Raw genomic sequence first — 17,984 nt, forward strand, 5'->3', positions numbered from 1 at the left:
TCAGGCGCCCGGCGAGGTCAGCACTCCCGCGGGCGACGTGTCCACCGGCGACCTGTCCATCGGGAGGGTCTCCGGCGGCACGGGTCCGGTCGTCGTCGTGCCCGCGGTGCGGGGACCGGCCGGACCCGCCGGACCGCCGCCGTGCCCGCGGGGCAGCAGCGCGACCGCCAGGACGACGGCGGCCGTGGTGAGCCCGGTCCCGGCGACGGCGAGGGCACGACGGCGCCGGCGGACCCGTCCACCGGCGCGGACGACGTCGGCCGCGGTGCACCGCAGCTCGGGCTCCCCCGCGCGCAGCGCGTCGAACACCTCTCTCAGGTCGCTCTCCCGCAGCAGGTCACACCTCCGATCCGCGCCGACACGGACCCGAGCGCGCCGGTTCCCGGCGAGGACCTCCGCGCGACGCCGGTCAGCGCCGGGTCGTCGCGGTCGGAGACGTGGTGACCGGGGTCGTCTCCACCGGGGTCGTGGCCACCGGCGGGGCACCGGCCGGAGACGTCTCCACCGGCGGCGCACCAACCGGAGACGTCTCGATCGGCGTCGTGGCAGCCGGTGACGTCTCGATCGGCGGCGCACCAGCCGGAGACGTCTCCACCGGCGTCGTGGCGGCCGGAGACGTCTCCACCGGCGTCGTGGCGGCCGGAGACGTCTCGATCGGCGTCGTGGGGACCGACACCGTGCCGGGGGCTCCACCGCCGGACGCACCGGCGATGGCCGGCACGGCCAGCCCGGCGGCGCCGAGCACGATCGCACCGATCACGAGCATCTGACGCTTCTGCATGTGCTGCTCCTCTGAACTCACGACGGGCGGCCACCGGTTCGGCGACGCCCTCGCCCCTCTTCATGCGATCGGCCGGTCCGGTGGTTGCACCGCGTTCTCAGCCGGTGGACCGGGCTCGGCTCACGACCGGGTCCGACCGCCGCGCGGGGTCGTGCCGGGGAAGCAGGAGCGGGGTCGCCAGCAGGAGCACACCGGCGACGGCGATGGCGGTGCGGGGACCGGCGAGCCCGGCCAGCAGGCCCCACAGGGCGGTCGTGGCCGCCGTCGTGGCCTTGCCGGTGACCGACCACGCCGCCAGGACGCGAGCGACCCGGTCCACCGGGACCAGGTCGAGCCGGTGGGTGGCGAACACCGGGGTGAACACGCTCGTGCAGGTGATCAGTCCCAGCTCGACCACGATCACGAGCACCAGCCCGGACGGTCCGGCGTGGACGAACGCCAGACCGACGGACCAGCAGACGCGCAGCGTCCCGGCGACGAGCAGCACCTCGCGCCGGCCGAACCGCGCGACGAGCCGGGGGGACAGCCACGAGCCCAGCAGACCTCCGAGGCAGGGCAGGCCGAACGCGAGGCCGTACTGCCAGGGCGCGAAGCCGAGGTCGCCGAGCATCAGGACGGCCAGCAGCGGCGCGACGGCCATGATCAGGCCGTTGACCAGGACCGTGTTGAACAGCAGTGCGCGCAGCGCCGGGTCGGTCAGCACGTGACGCCACCCCTCGACCAGCTCACCGGCGCGGGAGCGCCGTGCGCCGGTCCGCGCGGGAGGTGCTTCCCCGCCGCCGATCGCGCGGAGTCCCGCCGCCGACAACAGGTAGCTGACCGCGTCGGCCACCACGGTCGTCACCGGACCGAGCAGTCCGATCGCGGCGGTGCCGAGCGGCGGTCCGAGCGCGGTGGCGGTCCAGGCCGTGGACTCGAACCGCGCGTTCGCGACGAGCAGGTCCGACGGCGGCACCAGCGACTTCAGGTACGCGCCACCGGCCACCTGGAAGGTGATGTCGGCCGCGGCGACGACGACCGCCACGACCAGGAGCTGGGTGAAGCTCAACCGGCCCAGCGCGAGCGCGGCGGGAACGCTGATCAGCGCCGCGAACCGGACCAGGTCCATCGCGATCATCACCGGCCGCTTGCGGCGGAACTCCAGCCACGGGCCGAGCGGCACCGTCACCACCGCGCCCACGGCCAGCCCGGCCGCCGCCAGCAGCGACACCTCGGTCGCCCCGGCGTGCAGCACCAGGATCGCGATCAGGGGGAACGCGTCGAAGGCGAGCCGCGTGCCGAACGTGCTGACGGCGCTCGCCGCCCACAGCCAGCCGAACCGCCGTCCCAGCGACCGTCCGCCCACCACGTCGTCCCCCCTCGCCTGCGAGACCGGCGCACCCCCGGCGCCGATCGGTGAGATCACAGCGGACCGCGCGCCCGCCGGGCGACCTCCGGTTCCGCGGGTGCGGGCGCGGCGTGCAGGAACTCGCCGGTCCACGGCGTCCGACCGGCCGGCCGCCGTGGACCGGCGGTCAGGGGACGATCAGCGCCTTCACCACGCGCTGCGCGGCGACGTCCTCCAGCGCGGTCTGCGCGTCGGCGAGGGCGTACTCGGCGCTGATCAGGTCGGTCCACGGGAACTGCCGCGCGTAGCGGTCCACCACCCGCACCGCCCGGTGCACGTGCCCGGCGTCGCTGCCCCAGCAGCCGCGGACGTCGAGGTGCTTCTGGTTCAGGTCCAGGTGCGGGTTGATCGTCGCGGAGCCGACGTCGGTGTACTGGCCGACGACCACGTAGCGCCCGGCGTCGCGGGTGAGCCGCATCCCCTCGGGCACCGCCGACGGCACACCGGTGGCCTCGATCGTGACGTCCGCTCCCCGTCCCCCGGTGGCGTCCCGGATCATCGCGAGGCGCTCCTCCGGGGTCGTGCTGGCGATGTCGATCACCGCGTCGGCACCGAAGGCGGTGGCCGCCGCCAGCCGCACCACGGGTCCGCCGACGACGATCACCGACCCGGCTCCGCGCAGCTGGGCGAGCACGGCGGCGCACAGGCCGACCGGTCCCGCGCCCTGCACGACGACGGTGTCGCCGAAGGCGATCTCGGCGAGGGTCGCGGCGTGCAGCGCCGTCGGCATCCCGCAGCCGCCGGCGAGGAACGCGCGCCAGTCCAGGGAGTCGGGCAGGGGGACCACGTGCACGCCGGGCTTGAGGTGGATCTGCTCGGCCCAGCCGCCGAGCAGGCCGTCGTCGGCCGACATCGTCACCCCGTAGACCCGGCGCGACGGGCACCGCGTGGTGGCGTGCCCGACCGTGCAGTACCAGCACCGGCCGCAGGTCCCGTGCACGTCCAGGAACGTCACGACCTGGCCCACGTGCAGGGGCACGCCGGACACGTCGCGCGGGACCTCCCCCGGACCGAACGCGGCGATCCGCCCGACGCTGACGTGCCCCGGCACGATCGGGTAAGGCACACCGGCGAGCTGCCCCCTCCACAGGTGCACGTCCGTGCCGCACACCTCGCTGCCGAGCGTCGTCAGCAGGATCGCGCCCGGTTCGAGCTCCGGCGGCGGGAACGTCCGCAGTGCGAGCGGTTCACCGGGTCCGGTCATCACGGCTGCGGAGATCACACCGGTTCCGTTCTCTGGTCGGGTCCGTCGTGGACGGCGGACCCCGATCATCTCCCACGACCGGGGCCGGTCTCAGCCGACGTCGCGCACGGGCACCCCTCCGCGGGAGGCGCCGAGCACGACGAGGTCCACGTCGCCCGGTCCGCTCGCCCCGGCTCCCGGTGTGATCACCGCGAGCGAGAGCGTGTTCTCGCCGTGCTCGCGCAGCAGCCCGGCCGGCAGCGGGAACTCGCGCTGCGGGCTCGCGTCGCCGAAGTACTGGCCCACGTTCCAGCCGTTGAGGAAGATCAGCACGCGCTGTCCGGCCGGTGCGCTCCCGCCGAAGCGCAGCCTCACGGAGGTGTCCTGCCCGCGCGGCAGGTCGAGCCGCGCGGTGCCGCGGAACCACGAGACGCCGGGAGCCACGGCGACGTCGCCCGGCGAGGCCGTGCGCTGCCAGCCCCGGTCGGGGGCGTCCGGCAGGTGCCAGCCGACGCGTTCGCCGTGCAGACCGCCGGTGTTGAGCGGGCCGCGCGCCACGTCCACCAGGTCCTGCCCGCCGCGCGCGCCCTGCACGCGCCAGCCGATGGGCGTGGACGAGCCCGTCAGCTCGGCGTGGACCAGGCCGCGCGGCTGCTTGTGCCGGACGTCGTCGGCGGTCCAGTCGTCGTTGTGGCCCGTGTTCTCCACCAGGACGGACACGACGGCCTCGTGGCCGGGCCGCAGCAGGCCGGGTGGGATGGGGAAGTCGCCGGGACCCGGATCGGGGTTCACCGGTTCCGCGTCCGCTTGCACTCCCCCGGCGGCCGAGCCGAGGTGGTGCCCGTCGACCCACACCAGGTAGATCCCGCGGCGGCCGGTGATGGCGTTGAGCTTCAGCGACGTCTCGTCCCCGGTGGGCGTGAAGCGTCCCCGGTACCAGACGTTGCCGTGGTGGAAGCCGTACTCGTCGCTGTAGAGGACGTGCTCGCCCCGCGGCTTGATCGGGCTGACCGTGGTGGTCCGGTCGGCCACCGCCCAGGCCGAGTCGTCGAAGGCGGGCTCGGTCTCCGGCACGTCGGCTCGGTGCCGCCAGCCGGTCAGGGCCGGCAGCTCCACCGGCCGGGGGCCGGGGAGCGTCCCGAGCAGCGTGCCGCTGCGCGTGCGGGTCACGTCGACGGCGGCGTTCCCGACGACCAGGCGGCGCGCGGAGGACGGTCCGAACACCTCGACCTCACCGGCCCGCTCGGTGTCGGCGCGCAGGAACACGGTGCCGCCGGCGACGCGGGCCGACCGCGCGAGCGACGTGCCGCGCACCAGCACGGTGCCGTCACCGGTGTCCAGCCGCCAGAACTGCGCCGCGACGTCGCTGGTGGCCAGCAGCAGGAGCAGGGGACCCCGGCCGCCGCCGGTGATCTGCACCCTGGCCAGGCCGGAGTGGCGGTGGTCCAGCCGCAGGTCGCCGGTGGCGGGGTCGAAGGAGGTGCGGACGTCGCCGTCGAGCACCCGCACCGACGGCGCGGAGGAGTACCGCAGGACGGTCGAGCCGTCCTCGCCGTCGCGGCCGTGCAGCACGGCGACGTCGCGGCCCCCGGTCGAGGTGTGGGTGAGGATCTCCGAGGAGGACCACACGAGCCGCTGCCCGCCGAGGTCGTACCCCGCCACCAGGATCTTCGCGTCCCGGCCGCCGACCCCGGTCGGCACCGCGTAGCGGCCGTCGGGCGTGACCCAGTCCAGCGTGGTGCTCGCGGGGGTGGCCGAGCCGCGCTCGGCGTGGCGCACGAGGACGAACTGGGTGCCGGTCTCGGTGTTGGCCCTGGCGAGGGTCTGCACGGCCGGATCGCTCGACGCCGGAGCGGGCGCGGGATCGGTCCTGGTCAGCGGTGCCACGGTCGTCGCGAAGTAGCCCTGCCGCTTGAACTCGTCGTACTTGTCGGTGAGCTGCCGGGACTCGGTGATCGCCGCGCCGTAGTCGTAGGAGCTGTAGACGTCGTCGGGCTGCGGCAGCCAGCCCCACGAGGTGCCGCCGAAGGCCATGTAGTACCCGAACACCGTCGCGCCGCTGGCGACCACGTTGGACTTGTAGAACGACCGCATGTAGGCCGGGCCGGTCAGTTCGCGGCACCGGTCGTACCCGGCGTCGTGCAGGTCGATGGCGCCCGCCTGGTACTCGGCGGCGTAGACCGGCGCGTCCTCGCGCAGCCGCCGGGTCACGCCGTCGCCCCACGGTCCCCACGCGTCGGGGTTCGGGCAGTCGAAGGACTGCGGGTAGTCGTCCACGCCGGGGATCTGCACCGCGCCCCGCCCCGACGACCAGTTGGGCAGGTCGCCGCCGCAGCAGTTGTTGTGCGTGATCGGCACGTCGACGCCGTGGCCGCGCGCGGTCTCCTGGAGCTGCTCCATGTAGAGGGGGTCGACGTTCGCGCCGTACTCGTTCTCGACGTTGTAGGCGATGACCGACCCGCCGCGCGTCACCTGGTGCCGGGCGATGATCGGGTCGAGGTGGCCCAGCCAGTCGCGGTAGGCGGCCGTGTAGCCCGGATCGCTGGAGCGCGCCCGGCCCTCCACGAGCTTGAGCCACGCCGGGAGGCCGCCGCCCGTGGTCTCGGCGTTGATGTAGGGGCCGGGCCGCGCGACGACGTACAGGCCCAGCTCCTCCGTCATCCGCAGCAGCCGCTCCACGTCGCGCACGCCGGTGAAGTCGTACACGCCCGGCGCGGGCGAGTGGTAGCCCCAGTGGAAGTACAGCGAGACGCCGTTGAACCCGGCGGCCCGGATCTTCTCCAGCACGTCGCGCCACAGGTCGGGGCTGGGCAGCCGGAAGTAGTGGAACTCCCCCGACCACAGCAGGACCCTGCGGCCGTCGACGGTCATCGAGTACCGGTCGTAGCCGACCTCGTGGCGCTGCTGACCGGCGGCGGGCGACGGCGGACCGGCCGCGGCGGGCGACGGCGGACCGGCCGCGGCAGGGGACGCCGGCGCCCCGGTGAGCAGCGCGAGCAGGACGGCGAGGATCAGCAGCGGTCGGCTGCGGGACATGACGGCCTCCGGTCGGAGCGGTGCTCTGGTCGGCGCGGGCCCGGATCAGCGCACGGAGAAGGTCGACACCCTGGCGTCGCCGGTGAACACGAGGTAGACGTCCTGGCGGCCGCGCGCGCCGTGCAGCGCGGTGGTCGTCGTGACGTAGGAGTGGACGTCGCCGGTGCTCGGCACGCGCGCCGTGCCGAGCAGCCGGCCGTGCACGGGATCACCGAGGCGGACCTGCACGGTCGCCTCCCCGGCCGCCGCCCTGGCCACCCGCGCGGTGAACGTCCTCGCCCCGCGTCCCAGGTCCACGTCGCGGAAGCGGAGCCAGTCGCCCGCCGAGCCGCCGACGGCGTCTCCGCGCACCCTGCTCTCGTCCACCAGGTCGACGCCCGCGTACCCGTCGAAGTCGACGGCGCGCGTGCCCGTGCCGAGCGTGCGGGCGGGGATGCGCTCACCGTCGACGCGCAGCGCGCCCCTCAGTCGGACGTCCCGCGCGGACGAGCCGACGAGGACGTCGTGCACCGAGGACTCCACCGCCCACCTGTTGCGGGTGACGTCCCAGGTCGCGAGGTCCGCGGCCGCCACGTCCAGTTCCACCCGCCGCGTCTGGCCGGGGTGCAGCTCGACGCGCTGGAACGCCCGCAGCTGCTGGTTCGGCTGCTCGTCGCGCGAGGTCCGCTGGTGGGTGTAGAGCTGCACGACCTCGTCGCCCGCGCGCGATCCGGTGTTGGTGACGTCGACGCTCACCCGTGCGCGACCGTGCGCGTCGATCGAACGCCGGTCGATCGACAGCCGGTCGTAGCGGAACGACGTGTAGGACAGCCCGTGGCCGAAGGGGTAGAGCGGGGTGCCGTCGAAGTACAGGTAGGTGCGGTCCCCCTCGATCACGTCGTAGTCCAGGATGTCCGGCAGGTCCTCGGCCGACCGGTACCAGGTCTGGGTGACCCGTCCGGCGGGGTTGCGGTCGCCGAACAGCACGTCGGCGAGCGCGTTGCCGGTCTCCGCTCCCGCGTGGGTCGTCCACAGGATCGCCGGGAGCTCCTCCTGCTCCTCGTTCACCGTCGTGGGATAGCTGTTCTCCAGCACGAGCACGGTGTTCGGGTTGGCCTCGTGGACCGCGCGCACCAGCGCCCGCTGGGACTCCGCGAGGTTCAGGTCCGTGCGGTCGTGGTCCTCGCGGCCGTTGATGAACGGCATGCTGCCGACCACGACGACGGCGGTGTCGGCGGCCTTCGCGGCGGCCACGGCCTCCTCGACGCCGCTGCGCACGACCTCCTTGGCGAACCTCGCCGCACCGGCGGCGCTCGTCGCGCCGAGCACGAGGGTGCCGTCGGCGGCCACCGTCAGGTACTCCTCCGGCCCGGACCAGTCGTGGGCCTTCTCGTAGCCCGCGTAGCGGACGACGACGGTCCCGTCACCGGCGTCCTCCAGCACGAACTGCTGCTGCACGAACCACCCGTGGGGCTGCTCGGCGCTGTTGGTGAAGGAGGAGCCGTTCAGGGTCGCGTACCTGCCGTTGGCCGCGCTGCGCAGGGTGAGCACACCGCCGCCCCAGTCGAACACGTCGAGCTGCTGAGCCGGTCCCGCCGCGGTCCCGGTCGCGCGCAGCACGTCGCCGTCCGCGTCGGTGCCGCCGGTGACGTAGCGGCCGGTGGCGACGTCGCGCAGGGCGATCCGGTCGACGCCCTCGGTGCCGGTGACGGTGCCGTCGTCCCCCAGCCGCGCGGTGATGCCGGCGCGGGGCGTGACCTCGTAGGGCAGCGCGCCGGAGTACCAGTCGGTGTAGAGGGTGTCGGCGAGCGGGCCGATCACCGCCACGTCCTTCGAGGTGGCGGGGTCCAGCGGCAGCGCCGCGCCCTCGTTCTTCAGCAGCACCACCGCGTCACCGGCGGTCTCGCGGGCCAGCGCCCGGTGGGCCGGGCTGTCCACGACGTCGGCGGTGATGCCCGCGTGCGGGCCGCCGCCGGGGTCGAACTCGCCGAGGCGGACGCGCACGCTCGCGATGTGCCGCACCGCGGTGTCCACATCGGACTCGGCGAGCAGGCCCCGCTCCAGCGCGGTCCTGATGGCGGTGGTCGTCCTGGTCGGGTCGGTGTTGTCGGTGGTGAAGCTGTCCACCCCGGCCTTCAGCGTCGCCGCGTTCGCCTCGACCAGGCTCGGGTAGTACTTCTGCGAGTCGACCAGGTTGTTGGGGCCGGACGCGTCGGTCACGGTGAACAGGTCGCGGTCGGTCCACGTGCGCACCACGTCGTTCACGTCGGAGTGCGCGGTCATCGGGCGGCCGTTGACGAGGTTGTAGGCGGTCATCACGCCGGTGGCGGCGTCGGCCGCGATGGCGGGCCGGAACGCGGCCTCGTCGTACTCGTGCTTCACGATCGGCCGCAGGTTCGACGACGTGGTGTCGCGGCGGACCTCGTTGTTGTTCGCCAGGTAGTGCTTGAGCACCGGGGCGGCCTTGAGGTGGTCGGGGTCCTCGCCCTGGATGCCGTGCCCGTAGGCGGTGGAGATGGCGCCGGTGAGCAGGGGGTCCTCGGAGTAGCCCTCCTCGTTGCGGCCCCAGCGCGGATCGCGCAGCAGGTTCACCACGGGCGCCCACAGCTGCAGTCCCCACACGTCCGGGTTCTGCGAGTGCAAGCCGCGGGCCTCGTCGCCGACCGCGGAGCCGACCCGTTCGACCAGTTCGGGGTCCCACGTCGAGGCGAGGCCGACGGCCTGCGGGAACACCGTCGCGGTGGCCGTGACGACGTTGCCGTCGTCGTGCACGTCGGTGGACCACCCCACGCCGTGCAGCGCCTCGGTCCCCGTCTTGAACGAGGCGATGCCCAGCCGGGGGATCGCCGGCTGGTACTGGTGCAGCAGGGAGATCTTCTCGTCCAGCGTCAGCCGAGACACCAGGTCCGTCACACGGGTGTTCAGCGGCAGGGCGGGATCGCGGAACGCGGGGGTGTCCGCCCCCGCCTGCGGGACGGACGTGGACAGCGCGGTGACGAGCACCGCCGCCGTCGCCGCGACGGTTCTGCTCACGGCTGCGCTGCGTCGGGAACGGTGTCCGATCACGGGTGGATCCCCCTCGGTCGAAGCGATTCGACGGTGAATCGCGGACCACGACGTCGAGTCGCGGGCGGCGTCCAGCACTATCGCAGCAGCACCAAAAGCGGGTCAAGGAATTCCCCGAGGAATTCACCGCTCGAAATCGAAGCGATTCGACTGCCTGGCGGGAAATCATCGAACCAATCGAACGCAACGGGCGGACGGGCGAATTCCCGACCGATTCCGGACACGTCCGCCACCCCGTGTTCAACCAATCGGTTGACAACAGGACCGCCTGCGGCGTACCGTCTTCCTCAACCACTTGGTTGAAGAAGAGCAGGAGGTGTGCGGTGGCGGACGACCGGCTCTCCAGGGTCTTCGCGGCCCTGGCCGATCCGACCCGGCGCGACATCGTGGCCCGCCTCTCGATCACGGACGCCACGGTCGGTGAACTGGCCGAGCCCTACGACGTCTCGGTGCAGGCCGTGTCCAAGCACCTGCGGGTGCTCACGGACGCCGGGCTGGTGAGCCGCAGCCGAGACGCCCAGCGCAGGCCCTGTCGCCTCGAACCGGAGGTGTTCGACCTGATGACGAAGTGGATCGAGCGGTACCGCGTGCAGGCCGAGGAGCGGTTCAGGCGCCTCGACGCCGTGCTGGCGGAGATGGACGACGAGCAGAGAGCGACCGACGATCGACGAGGAGCAGCATCATGACCACGACGTCGAAGAACGAGACCACCATCGAGGTGGACCCGGCCCTGCCGACCCTGCGGATCGTGCGGGAGTTCGACGCGCCCGCCAGCCGCGTGTACCGGGCCCACACGGACCCCGAGCTGGTCGCCCGCTGGCTCGGGCCGAGGAGCATCGTCCACCGCGTCGACAGCTGGGACGCCCGCACCGGGGGCAGCTACCGGTTCTCGGCGTGGCGCGACGGCGAGCGGGTCGCCGCGTTCTACGGCTCGTTCCACGAGGCGCGGCCGAACGAGCGGCTGGTGCAGACCTTCACCTACGAGGGCGTGCCGGACGGCGTCTCCCTGGAGACCCTGACCTTCACCGACCTCGGCGACGGGCGCAGCAGGATGACCTCGCTCGCCGTCGTGGACTCGATGGAGGCCCGCGACGCGATGGTCGCCAGCGGCATGGCGGTCGGCGTGGTCGAGGGGTACGAGAAGCTCGACGAGCTGCTCGCGGAGGGCTGAGGACCCGCTCGGCGCTCGTCCCGCGGGACGAAACGCGCCTCCCCGGACGCCGCGGCGTGCGAGGAGGCGCGTTTCGTCCGGCCACGAGGAGGTACTTCCCCGGTGTGATGCTGCTCAGAGCACCCGGCGTGTACGCGCCGCAAGCCGACACCTGGCTCCTCGCGGAGGCACTCGCCGACGCCGCCGTGCCTCCCGGTGCCCGCGTCCTGGACGTGGGCACCGGAACCGGCGCACTCGCCGTGATCGCCGCGAAGGCGGGTGCGAGCGAGGTGACCGCTGTGGACGTCTCCACCCGCGCCGTGCTGTCCGCGCGGCTCAACGCGCTCGTCCGGCGGCTGCCGGTGCGCGTGCGCCGCGGCCGGGCGCCGGACGCGGTCGCGGGCAGGCAGTTCGACCTGATCCTGTCCAACCCGCCCTACGTGCCCGCGCAGCGCCAGGGCCGGGGGCGGCACCGCGCGTGGGACGCGGGCACGAACGGCCGGTCGCTGCTCGACCCGCTGTGCGAGAGGGCCCCGGAGCTGCTGGCGCCGGGCGGGATCGTGCTCGTCGTCCACTCGGCGCTGTGCGGGGTGGACGAGACGTTGCGGCAGCTCCGCGACGCCGGGCTCAAGGCGTCGGTGGTGCGCCGCCGCTGGGAGCCGTTCGGCCCCGTGATGCGGTCGCGCATCGGCTTCCTGGAGAGCGCCGGTCTGATCGAACCGGGTCAGCGCAAGGAGGAACTGGTGGTGATCCGCGGTGAGCGCCCCGTGCGGTCGAGCAGCTGACACCCCCGGCGCCGAACCGCGCCGGGTGACCGTCGTGCCCGGAGGCCCCGTCCTGGTGGAGGGACCGGTGGAGCTGGTGCTGGAGGACGGCACCACGCACACCTCCGACCGCTTCGTGGTCGCGGTGTGCGCGTGCCGCCGCAGCAAGCGCTACCCGTTCTGCGACACCAGCCACCGGCGCCGGGTGCGCAGCGACGACTCGCCCGAACCCCACGACGACAGCAGCTGATCGGCGAGCCGCGCCTCCAGCAGTTCCGTCGCCTGCACGCCGAACACCACGTCCTCGCGCAGCTCCGGCTCGCGGTCGAGCAGGTCGCCGATCACGTCGCGGCGCATGATCTGCTCGTGCACCGCGTCCGCCTCGATGTGCTCGGTGAAGAACAGCGTGCAGGCGGCGGGCGCCTCCAACCGGTCCAGCGCCGCGGCCATCCGCCGCGCGCTCGGGGCGGTGGTGATCTCCGCCGCGGCGAAGTGCCCGACCAGCGAGCCCCGCAGGTTCCGGTGCAGACCGAACAGCGACATCATGTTGACCAGCGCGATGGCCGGGGCCGGCACGTCGTCGAAGTAGTGCAGGTACTCCCCCGACATCCCGGCGGCCACCAGCAGGTCCACGTAGAGCTGGGAGTGCATGCGGGAGCCGCGGCCACCGCCGAACTCGTCGAACTCGACGGCCACCAGCGACGCCTTCGCCTGGCCGCGCAACCGGGGGATCACCCAGGCGTGCGGGTCGGCCTCCTTGTGGTGGTAGATCGAGCGGTGCGCGAAGTACTCGCGCATCTGGTCCCAGTCGCCCTCGTCGCGCAGGTGGTGCGACACGCCGGAACCGGGAACGTGCTCGACGAGGAGCTCGTCCAGCACCCCCTCGACGTCCGCGCCGCCGTCCACCCCGGACCTCAGCGCGTCCAGGAACACCCGTTCGACGGCGGCGCGGAACCTCAGCAGTTCGGGGTTCCACTCCCACTCCGGGTCCACGTCCGGGAATCCCCGGTAGTGCAGTTCGTAGAGCGTGTGCAGCGCGACGGCGACGTCGTCGCCGAGGGGATCTGCGTCGGCGACGGCTGAGGCGGGAAGGGCGCTGCTGGACGGGCGGTGTCGCAGAGCGTCCACGACGACCTCTGACAGCGGTCCACGGGGTTCAGGGAGCACGGTCGGGGTGTACCCACTTCCACGCGCTTCACGCGGCGTGGTCGATCACCGCAGCACGGCCGCCCCCGCCGACTCCGCGATCCGGCCGAGCACCGCCGTGTCGCCGCTGTCCTCCAGCGCGGGGGTCACGTGCGCGACGAGTTCGCCCAGCAGGGTCGTCGCGGGCACGCGCTGCTCGCGCAGCGGGTGGACGCCGACGCCGCCCAGGCCGTACCTGGCCGCGGACCACACCGCGGCGGCGCACACGTCGTCGCGCACCCGCGGCGCCTCGCGGCCCGCGCGCAGGTCGGTCAGCGCGGTGCGCACCAGCGCCCGCGACAGCGCGGCCTGCACCACGGCGTCCTCCACCTCGCGTGCGGTGTCGGCGACCCGGAACTCCACCGTCGGCAACCGCGGCGAGCGCCTGACCAGCCAGAAGCTCATGGCCCGGTCGACCAGCACCCCGCACTCGACCATCCGCTCGACGTGCGCGTCGTACTCGGCCGCCGAGTCGAACCACGGCTGCACGCCGAAGCCGGGGAAGCGCGACTGCTGCACAGCGCGCCAGCTCGCGTACCCGGTGTCGCGTCCGCCGTGGCGCGGCGAGTTGGCCGACAGCGCGAGCAGCGTCGGCAGCCACGGGCGCAGGTGGTTCAGCACGCCGATCGCCGTCTCGGCGTCCGGCACGCCGACGTGCACGTGGCAGCCGCACGCCTCGTAGTCCTCGACCACGGCCGCGTAGGTGTCCGCGATCCGACCGAAGCGCTCCTCCGTGCTCAGCACGGGCCCCGCCGCGGGTTCCGGCGGGGCGCCGAGCGGCACGAGGTCCAGGCCCAGCGCCCCGGCCGCCGCGGTGAGCCGGCCGCGGGCCTCGCCGAGCGCGGAGCGCAGTTCGTCCAGGTCGACGCACGGTCCGGTGGCCGCCTCGACCTGCGTCGCCGCCAGCTCGCCGTGGAACCGGGTCAGCGCCCCGTCGCGCACGAGCCCCAGCACCTCGTCCGCACGCGGCGCGGTGCGCCCCGACCGGGGGTCGACGAGCAGGAACTCCTCTTCCACACCGACGGTGCCGCCAGCCGCGGGGTCGATCACGTGCCACTCCTGTGCGGTCGTGCCGTCACCCGAGCGGACGGCGAAGACCACGGTGCCACGTTCGGGTGCCACCCGCACAACACCCCCGCGAGTGGAGCGTTCAGACACCACGAGTGGAGCGTTCGGGCACCGCGAGTGGAGCGTTCGGGACGGGTGCGCGGGTCAGAGGGTGATCCGGCCGTTCCCGTGCTCGTCGCGGTCCGACAGGGCGGGGTCGTCGGTCCACACGCCGCCCTCGGTCAGGTAGCGGAAGGACACCGCCGCGCCGCGCGGCAGGACCACCGACACCGAGCGCTTGCCGTTGGACCTCCCCCGCAGCGGGTGCGTGTCCGGCGTCCACCCGTTGAAGCAGCCGACCACGCTGGTGGCACCGGCCGGTTGATCTCGGTCCAGCGTGAAGGTGACGCGGACCTCGTCTGACGGGAGTGGTTTCGTGCTGATCATCGGGCGAGCGGATCCTCTCCGGCTGGACGGTGGTGGCCTGCCGCGACGATCGGCGCGGCAGGAGCAGAGTGCCGTCCCGGCGGGGACGACACCACCACTGGCACCCGGTCGTGGGACACACGGGAGAGTCCCGCCTCAGCGGCCCAGGTCGCCGACGCTCAGCGGGCGGCCGGGCAGCGACGTGGCGGAGGTGGAGCGCAGGCCGTCCACCATGATCGCGATGCAGCGGTCGGTCGCCCCGGCGGCGGTCTCCGGGGTCTTCGCGCGTGCCCGGCGCAGCAGGAGGGCGAACAGCAGCGCGATGTCACCGGGGCCGACGTCGGCACGCAGTTCGCCCTCCCGCTGCGCCTCGCCCACGAGCCGTTCGACCTCCGCGAGCAGCTCGTCGCGCAGCACGAGCACCTCCGCGTCGCTCTTCAAGATCTCCAGCGCCCGCGGCGAGAGCATCGCGAGCTGGATGCCGAGCTGGAGCTCGGCGGACCGGTGCAGCAGCCGTACCAGGGCCTGCCACGCGGTCCGCTCCTCGCTCGCCGCGGTTCTGGCGTCGGCGATGACGCGGGCGAAGCTGTCGAGCGCGACCGCCCTGATCAGCGCGTCGCGGTCGGGGAAGCGCCGGTAGAGCGTGCCGACGCCGACGCCGGCCGCGCGGGCGATCTCCTCCATCGGCACCTCGGGCCCGCGACTGCCGAAGATCGTCCGCGCCGCGGCGACGATCTGATCGCGGTTGCGCCTGGCGTCGGCGCGCAGGGGAACTCCGGGCTCTGCCGTCATACCTCGCCTCTCACCGGCTACGACGGGAATTGTTCCACGCGGCGGCGTCACCCCTTCGCACGTGGACGAACACCGGGCCCGTGCGTAGCGTCGAGAGCGAAGTGGAAGGTAATCGTCCGCACACGTTCTGCGCCTGTGCGCGTCGGCGGCCCACCCGGCCGACCGGTGCGCCGGGGAGGAGGCCAGCGTGACCACGGCACACGACGCACCGCAGTTCCCGATGACGAGGGAGTGCCCGTTCTCGCCGCCCGCCGAGTACCGGCGCATCCGCGAGGAGGAACCGGTGAGCAGGGTCCGGCTGCCCAACGGGAGCGGGGCGTGGGTGGTCAGCAAGCACGAGCACGTGCGCCTCGTGCTCAACGACCCGCGGTTCAGCGCCGACCGCGCCAACCCCGACTTCCCCGTGCTGACCAGGCAGAGCGTGGAGCGCGACCCGAAGGCCGAGCGCACCATGATCACGATGGACGCCCCGGAGCACGGACCCGCGCGCCGCGCCGTGCTCGGCGAGTTCACCGTCAAGCGGATCGACGCGCTGCGCCCGCGCGTCCAGGAGATCGTCGACGACCTGATCGATCGGATGCTGGCCGGTCCGAAGCCCGTCGACCTCGTCGAGGCGCTCGCCCTGCCGATGCCGTCGCTGGTGATCTGCGAGCTGCTCGGCGTGCCCTACGCCGACCACGACTTCTTCCAGTCCAGGACCGCGGCGATGATCAAGTGGGAGGTGGACCCGAAGGAGCGCAAGGCGGCGTTCGACGACGTCCGCGACTACCTCGACGGCCTGGTGGCGACCAAGGAGCGGGACCGGCCGGACGACCTGCTCGGCAGGCAGATCACGAAGCTGACCGCGGAGGGCACCTACCGGCGCGGCCCCCTCGTGGGCACCGCGTTCCTCCTGCTGATCGCCGGGCACGAGACCACGGCGAACATGATCTCGCTCGGCACCGTGGCGCTGCTGGAGAACCCCGACCAGCTCGCCGCGCTGCTCGCCGACCCCGAGCGGACCCCCGACGCGGTCGAGGAGCTGCTGCGCTACTTCACCATCGCCGACGTGGTCACGGCGAGGGTGTGCGTGCGGGACACCGAGGTCGGCGGCGTGCTGATCCGCGCCGGGGAGGGCGTGCTGGCGCTGGGCCACGCCGCCAACCGCGACGAGGAGGCGTTCCCCCGCCCGGACGAGCTGGACATCGAGCGCGGCGGGCGGCACCACGTCGCGTTCGGGTTCGGCCCGCACCAGTGCCTCGGGCAGAACCTGGCACGCACGGAGCTGCGGATCGCGTTCGACACCCTGTTCCGGCGCGTCCCCGGCCTGCGGCTCGCCGTTCCCGTGGACGAGCTGCCCTTCAAGCACGACGCCGCCATCTACGGCCTGTACCGGCTTCCCGTCACCTGGTAGGAGGAGGCACCATGAAGATCGTCGCGGACACGGGCCGGTGCGTCGGAGCGGGTCAGTGCGTCCTGACCGACCCCCGGCTCTTCGACCAGGACGAGGACGACGGCACCGTGGTCGTCCTGGACGACGCGCCGGAGGGGGACCTGGCCGACGCCGCCCGCGAAGCGGTCGAGATCTGTCCGAGCCAGGCGCTGTCACTGCACGGCTGAGCCGTCACCGCTCGATCTCGTCGTGGTGCGGGCCGGGCTCCCCCGGCGCTCGGAGCGCCGCTCCACGACGCCGACCGCCAGCGCCACCACCGCGGACGCCGAGGCCACGCCGATCGCGACGGCCGCCGCCGTGGAGGAGGAGCGGCCCGACGCGGCGAGGACCGCGTAGTAGGCGCCGGGCAGCGCGGCGGTGCCGATCGCGGCGCCGACGCGCTGCCCGGTCTGGAGCGCGCCACCGGCCGAGCCCGCGGTGGAGACGGGCACGTTGCGCAGGGTGAGCGTGGTGTTGGGCGAGATCACCCACCCGCTGCCGACACCGGCGACGAGCAGCGCGGGCGCGACCGCGAGACCGACCGCGCCGGACGGGACGGCGAGCAGGATCAGCGCCGTGGCCGTCAGACCTCCCACGACCAGGCTCAGCCCGACGACCGTGAGCGTGCGGCCCCAGCGCTCGACCAGCCGCCCGCCGATCGCGGCCGAGCACGCCGAGCCGAGGGCGAACGGGGTCACCGCGAGGCCGGACCACAACGGTGTGTACCCCAGGCCGGACTGGAGGTGGACGGCGAACACGAGCCAGATCCCGCTGAACCCGATGAAGTAGACGAGGCCGAGCAGAACACCCGAGCCGTACCCCGGTGTGCCGACCAGCAGGCCGATGTCCAGCAGCGGTTCGCGGCCGCGGCCGGCCACCCGTCGCTCCCACCACACGAACACGACCAGCAGCACCGTTCCGAGCGGGAACGACCACCACAGCCGGAACAGGCCGCCCGCCTCGGCGAGGACCAGCGGCAGCATCACCGCGAACACGCCGCAGCCGAGCAGACCGACGCCCACCAGGTCGACGTGCCCACGTGGGCCGCCGCGGCCGCGCGGCAGCAGCCGGGCCGCGAGCACCAGCGCGACGAGTCCGATCGGAACGTTGACGTAAAAGATCCACCGCCAGCCGTCGGCCTCACCGGCCAGCGCCAGCAGCGCGCCGCCGACCACCGGCCCCACCGCCGTGGAGACGCTGACCGTGGCGCCGTAGAACCCGAACGCACGTCCACGTTCGGCGCCGCGGAACATCTGCTGGATCAGCGCCGAGTTCTGCGGAGCGAGCGCGCCGGCGGCGACGCCCTGCGTGAGCCGTGCCGCGATCAGGACCCCGGTGCTGGAGGCGGCTCCCGCGATCGCGCTGCACAGCACGAAGCCGCTGAGAGCGGCGAGGAACATCGTGCGACGGCCGATCGCGTCGCCGAGCCTGCCCGCGGGCACCAGCGCGAGGCCGAACGTGAGCGCGTACCCCGACACCACCCACTGCACGCTGGACGGGCCGGCGTCCAGTCCCTCCTGCACCGAGGGCAGCGCCACGGCCACGATGCTGATGTCGAGCAGACTCATGAAGCCCGCGACGAGGGTCACCGCGAGCGCCTGCCAGCGCCGGGGGTCCGGCTGGTGCTCACCGCCGGGAGTGCGGTCCGCGGCCTCGCGCACGGCGCGGTCGGTCATGAACTCCTCCTGGGGCCGGTGCCGTTCGGGCCGGAAGTGAGGAGGTACCCGCCACCGGGGAGCCGACACGTGCCCCGGAACGACGTCACGGCCCGGCCGGA

General features: G+C 73.6%; 17 protein-coding genes. 6 read left to right on the forward strand and 11 right to left on the reverse strand.

Annotated elements, in window-relative coordinates:
* The 6 genes from IMZ35_RS04845 to IMZ35_RS04870 all read right to left on the reverse strand — a co-directional run bounded on the left by IMZ35_RS04845 (position 1) and on the right by IMZ35_RS04870 (position 9,399).
* Positions 1 to 309, reverse strand: coding sequence for a hypothetical protein (locus tag IMZ35_RS04845; protein ID WP_199439722.1), 309 nt, complete (start codon positions 307 to 309; stop codon positions 1 to 3).
* Positions 310 to 409: 100 nt separating this feature from the next.
* Positions 410 to 781, reverse strand: a complete 372-nt coding sequence (locus IMZ35_RS04850; RefSeq protein WP_199439723.1) for a hypothetical protein — start codon at positions 779 to 781, stop codon at positions 410 to 412.
* A 97-nt stretch (positions 782 to 878) separates the two neighbouring features.
* Positions 879 to 2,129, reverse strand: a complete 1,251-nt coding sequence (locus IMZ35_RS04855; RefSeq protein WP_199440278.1) for an MFS transporter — start codon at positions 2,127 to 2,129, stop codon at positions 879 to 881.
* Between the two features lie 166 nt (positions 2,130 to 2,295).
* Positions 2,296 to 3,390, reverse strand: coding sequence for a zinc-binding dehydrogenase (locus IMZ35_RS04860; protein WP_199439724.1), 1,095 nt, complete (start codon positions 3,388 to 3,390; stop codon positions 2,296 to 2,298).
* A 72-nt stretch (positions 3,391 to 3,462) separates the two neighbouring features.
* Positions 3,463 to 6,387 (reverse strand): beta-galactosidase, encoded by a 2,925-nt coding sequence (locus tag IMZ35_RS04865; protein ID WP_199439725.1) that lies wholly within the window; start codon positions 6,385 to 6,387, stop codon positions 3,463 to 3,465.
* A gap of 45 nt (positions 6,388 to 6,432) precedes the next feature.
* Complete coding sequence (locus IMZ35_RS04870) at positions 6,433 to 9,399, reverse strand: glycoside hydrolase family 3 protein (RefSeq protein WP_307867766.1); 2,967 nt, start codon at positions 9,397 to 9,399, stop codon at positions 6,433 to 6,435.
* Positions 9,400 to 9,755: 356 nt separating this feature from the next.
* On the opposite strand from IMZ35_RS04870, the gene IMZ35_RS04875 reads away from it, so the two are divergent.
* The 4 genes from IMZ35_RS04875 to IMZ35_RS04890 all read left to right on the forward strand — a co-directional run bounded on the left by IMZ35_RS04875 (position 9,756) and on the right by IMZ35_RS04890 (position 11,596).
* The gene (locus IMZ35_RS04875) at positions 9,756 to 10,118 is read left to right on the forward strand and encodes an ArsR/SmtB family transcription factor (RefSeq protein WP_199439726.1); all 363 of its coding nucleotides are present in this window, start codon (positions 9,756 to 9,758) and stop codon (positions 10,116 to 10,118) included.
* Positions 10,115 to 10,603 (forward strand): SRPBCC family protein, encoded by a 489-nt coding sequence (locus IMZ35_RS04880; RefSeq protein WP_199439727.1) that lies wholly within the window; start codon positions 10,115 to 10,117, stop codon positions 10,601 to 10,603. Before IMZ35_RS04875 ends, IMZ35_RS04880 begins: the two co-directional genes overlap by 4 nt.
* Before the next feature lie 104 nt (positions 10,604 to 10,707).
* Positions 10,708 to 11,367, forward strand: coding sequence for a HemK2/MTQ2 family protein methyltransferase (locus IMZ35_RS04885; protein ID WP_199439728.1), 660 nt, complete (start codon positions 10,708 to 10,710; stop codon positions 11,365 to 11,367).
* Positions 11,339 to 11,596: a CDGSH iron-sulfur domain-containing protein gene (locus IMZ35_RS04890; protein ID WP_199439729.1), complete on the forward strand. Its 258-nt coding sequence runs from the start codon at positions 11,339 to 11,341 to the stop codon at positions 11,594 to 11,596. The genes IMZ35_RS04885 and IMZ35_RS04890 overlap by 29 nt, the downstream gene beginning before the upstream one ends.
* Here IMZ35_RS04890 and IMZ35_RS04895 read toward each other — a convergent pair.
* The 4 genes from IMZ35_RS04895 to IMZ35_RS04910 all read right to left on the reverse strand — a co-directional run bounded on the left by IMZ35_RS04895 (position 11,518) and on the right by IMZ35_RS04910 (position 14,796).
* Entirely contained in the window at positions 11,518 to 12,513 is a 996-nt protein-coding gene (locus IMZ35_RS04895; RefSeq protein ID WP_199439730.1) for an iron-containing redox enzyme family protein, read from the reverse strand. The genes IMZ35_RS04890 and IMZ35_RS04895 overlap by 79 nt on opposite strands.
* Before the next feature lie 45 nt (positions 12,514 to 12,558).
* Positions 12,559 to 13,653, reverse strand: coding sequence for a carboxylate-amine ligase (locus IMZ35_RS04900; protein ID WP_199439731.1), 1,095 nt, complete (start codon positions 13,651 to 13,653; stop codon positions 12,559 to 12,561).
* Positions 13,654 to 13,743: 90 nt separating this feature from the next.
* Positions 13,744 to 14,025, reverse strand: a complete 282-nt coding sequence (locus IMZ35_RS04905; RefSeq protein WP_199439732.1) for an isoamylase early set domain-containing protein — start codon at positions 14,023 to 14,025, stop codon at positions 13,744 to 13,746.
* A 135-nt stretch (positions 14,026 to 14,160) separates the two neighbouring features.
* Complete coding sequence (locus IMZ35_RS04910; protein WP_199439733.1) at positions 14,161 to 14,796, reverse strand: TetR/AcrR family transcriptional regulator; 636 nt, start codon at positions 14,794 to 14,796, stop codon at positions 14,161 to 14,163.
* A gap of 220 nt (positions 14,797 to 15,016) precedes the next feature.
* On the opposite strand from IMZ35_RS04910, the gene IMZ35_RS04915 reads away from it, so the two are divergent.
* The gene (locus IMZ35_RS04915; RefSeq protein WP_199440280.1) at positions 15,017 to 16,189 is read left to right on the forward strand and encodes a cytochrome P450; all 1,173 of its coding nucleotides are present in this window, start codon (positions 15,017 to 15,019) and stop codon (positions 16,187 to 16,189) included.
* Positions 16,190 to 16,200: 11 nt separating this feature from the next.
* The gene (locus IMZ35_RS04920; protein ID WP_199439734.1) at positions 16,201 to 16,395 is read left to right on the forward strand and encodes a ferredoxin; all 195 of its coding nucleotides are present in this window, start codon (positions 16,201 to 16,203) and stop codon (positions 16,393 to 16,395) included.
* On the opposite strand, the gene IMZ35_RS04925 is transcribed toward IMZ35_RS04920, so the two are convergent.
* Complete coding sequence (locus IMZ35_RS04925; RefSeq protein ID WP_199439735.1) at positions 16,381 to 17,883, reverse strand: MFS transporter; 1,503 nt, start codon at positions 17,881 to 17,883, stop codon at positions 16,381 to 16,383. The two genes, IMZ35_RS04920 and IMZ35_RS04925, sit on opposite strands and share 15 nt — an antisense overlap.
* Between the last annotated feature and the right edge of the window lie 101 nt (positions 17,884 to 17,984).

The sequence above is a fragment of the Umezawaea beigongshangensis genome (assembly GCF_016464305.1).
GTDB classification, from domain to species: domain Bacteria; phylum Actinomycetota; class Actinomycetes; order Mycobacteriales; family Pseudonocardiaceae; genus Umezawaea_A; species Umezawaea_A beigongshangensis.

Bases quoted from the DNA above. Each gene is read 5' to 3' on its own strand.
- IMZ35_RS04850 (WP_199439723.1), bottom strand. From the start codon at position 781: ATGCAGAAGCGTCAGATGCTCGTGATCGGTGCGATCGTGCTCGGCGCC.
- IMZ35_RS04865 (WP_199439725.1), bottom strand. From the start codon at position 6,387: ATGTCCCGCAGCCGACCGCTGCTGATCCTCGCCGTCCTGCTCGCGCTG.
- IMZ35_RS04880 (WP_199439727.1), top strand. From the start codon at position 10,115: ATGACCACGACGTCGAAGAACGAGACCACCATCGAGGTGGACCCGGCC.
- IMZ35_RS04905 (WP_199439732.1), bottom strand. From the start codon at position 14,025: ATGATCAGCACGAAACCACTCCCGTCAGACGAGGTCCGCGTCACCTTC.
- IMZ35_RS04910 (WP_199439733.1), bottom strand. From the start codon at position 14,796: ATGACGGCAGAGCCCGGAGTTCCCCTGCGCGCCGACGCCAGGCGCAAC.
- IMZ35_RS04915 (WP_199440280.1), top strand. From the start codon at position 15,017: ATGACGAGGGAGTGCCCGTTCTCGCCGCCCGCCGAGTACCGGCGCATC.
- IMZ35_RS04920 (WP_199439734.1), top strand. From the start codon at position 16,201: ATGAAGATCGTCGCGGACACGGGCCGGTGCGTCGGAGCGGGTCAGTGC.
- IMZ35_RS04925 (WP_199439735.1), bottom strand. From the start codon at position 17,883: ATGACCGACCGCGCCGTGCGCGAGGCCGCGGACCGCACTCCCGGCGGT.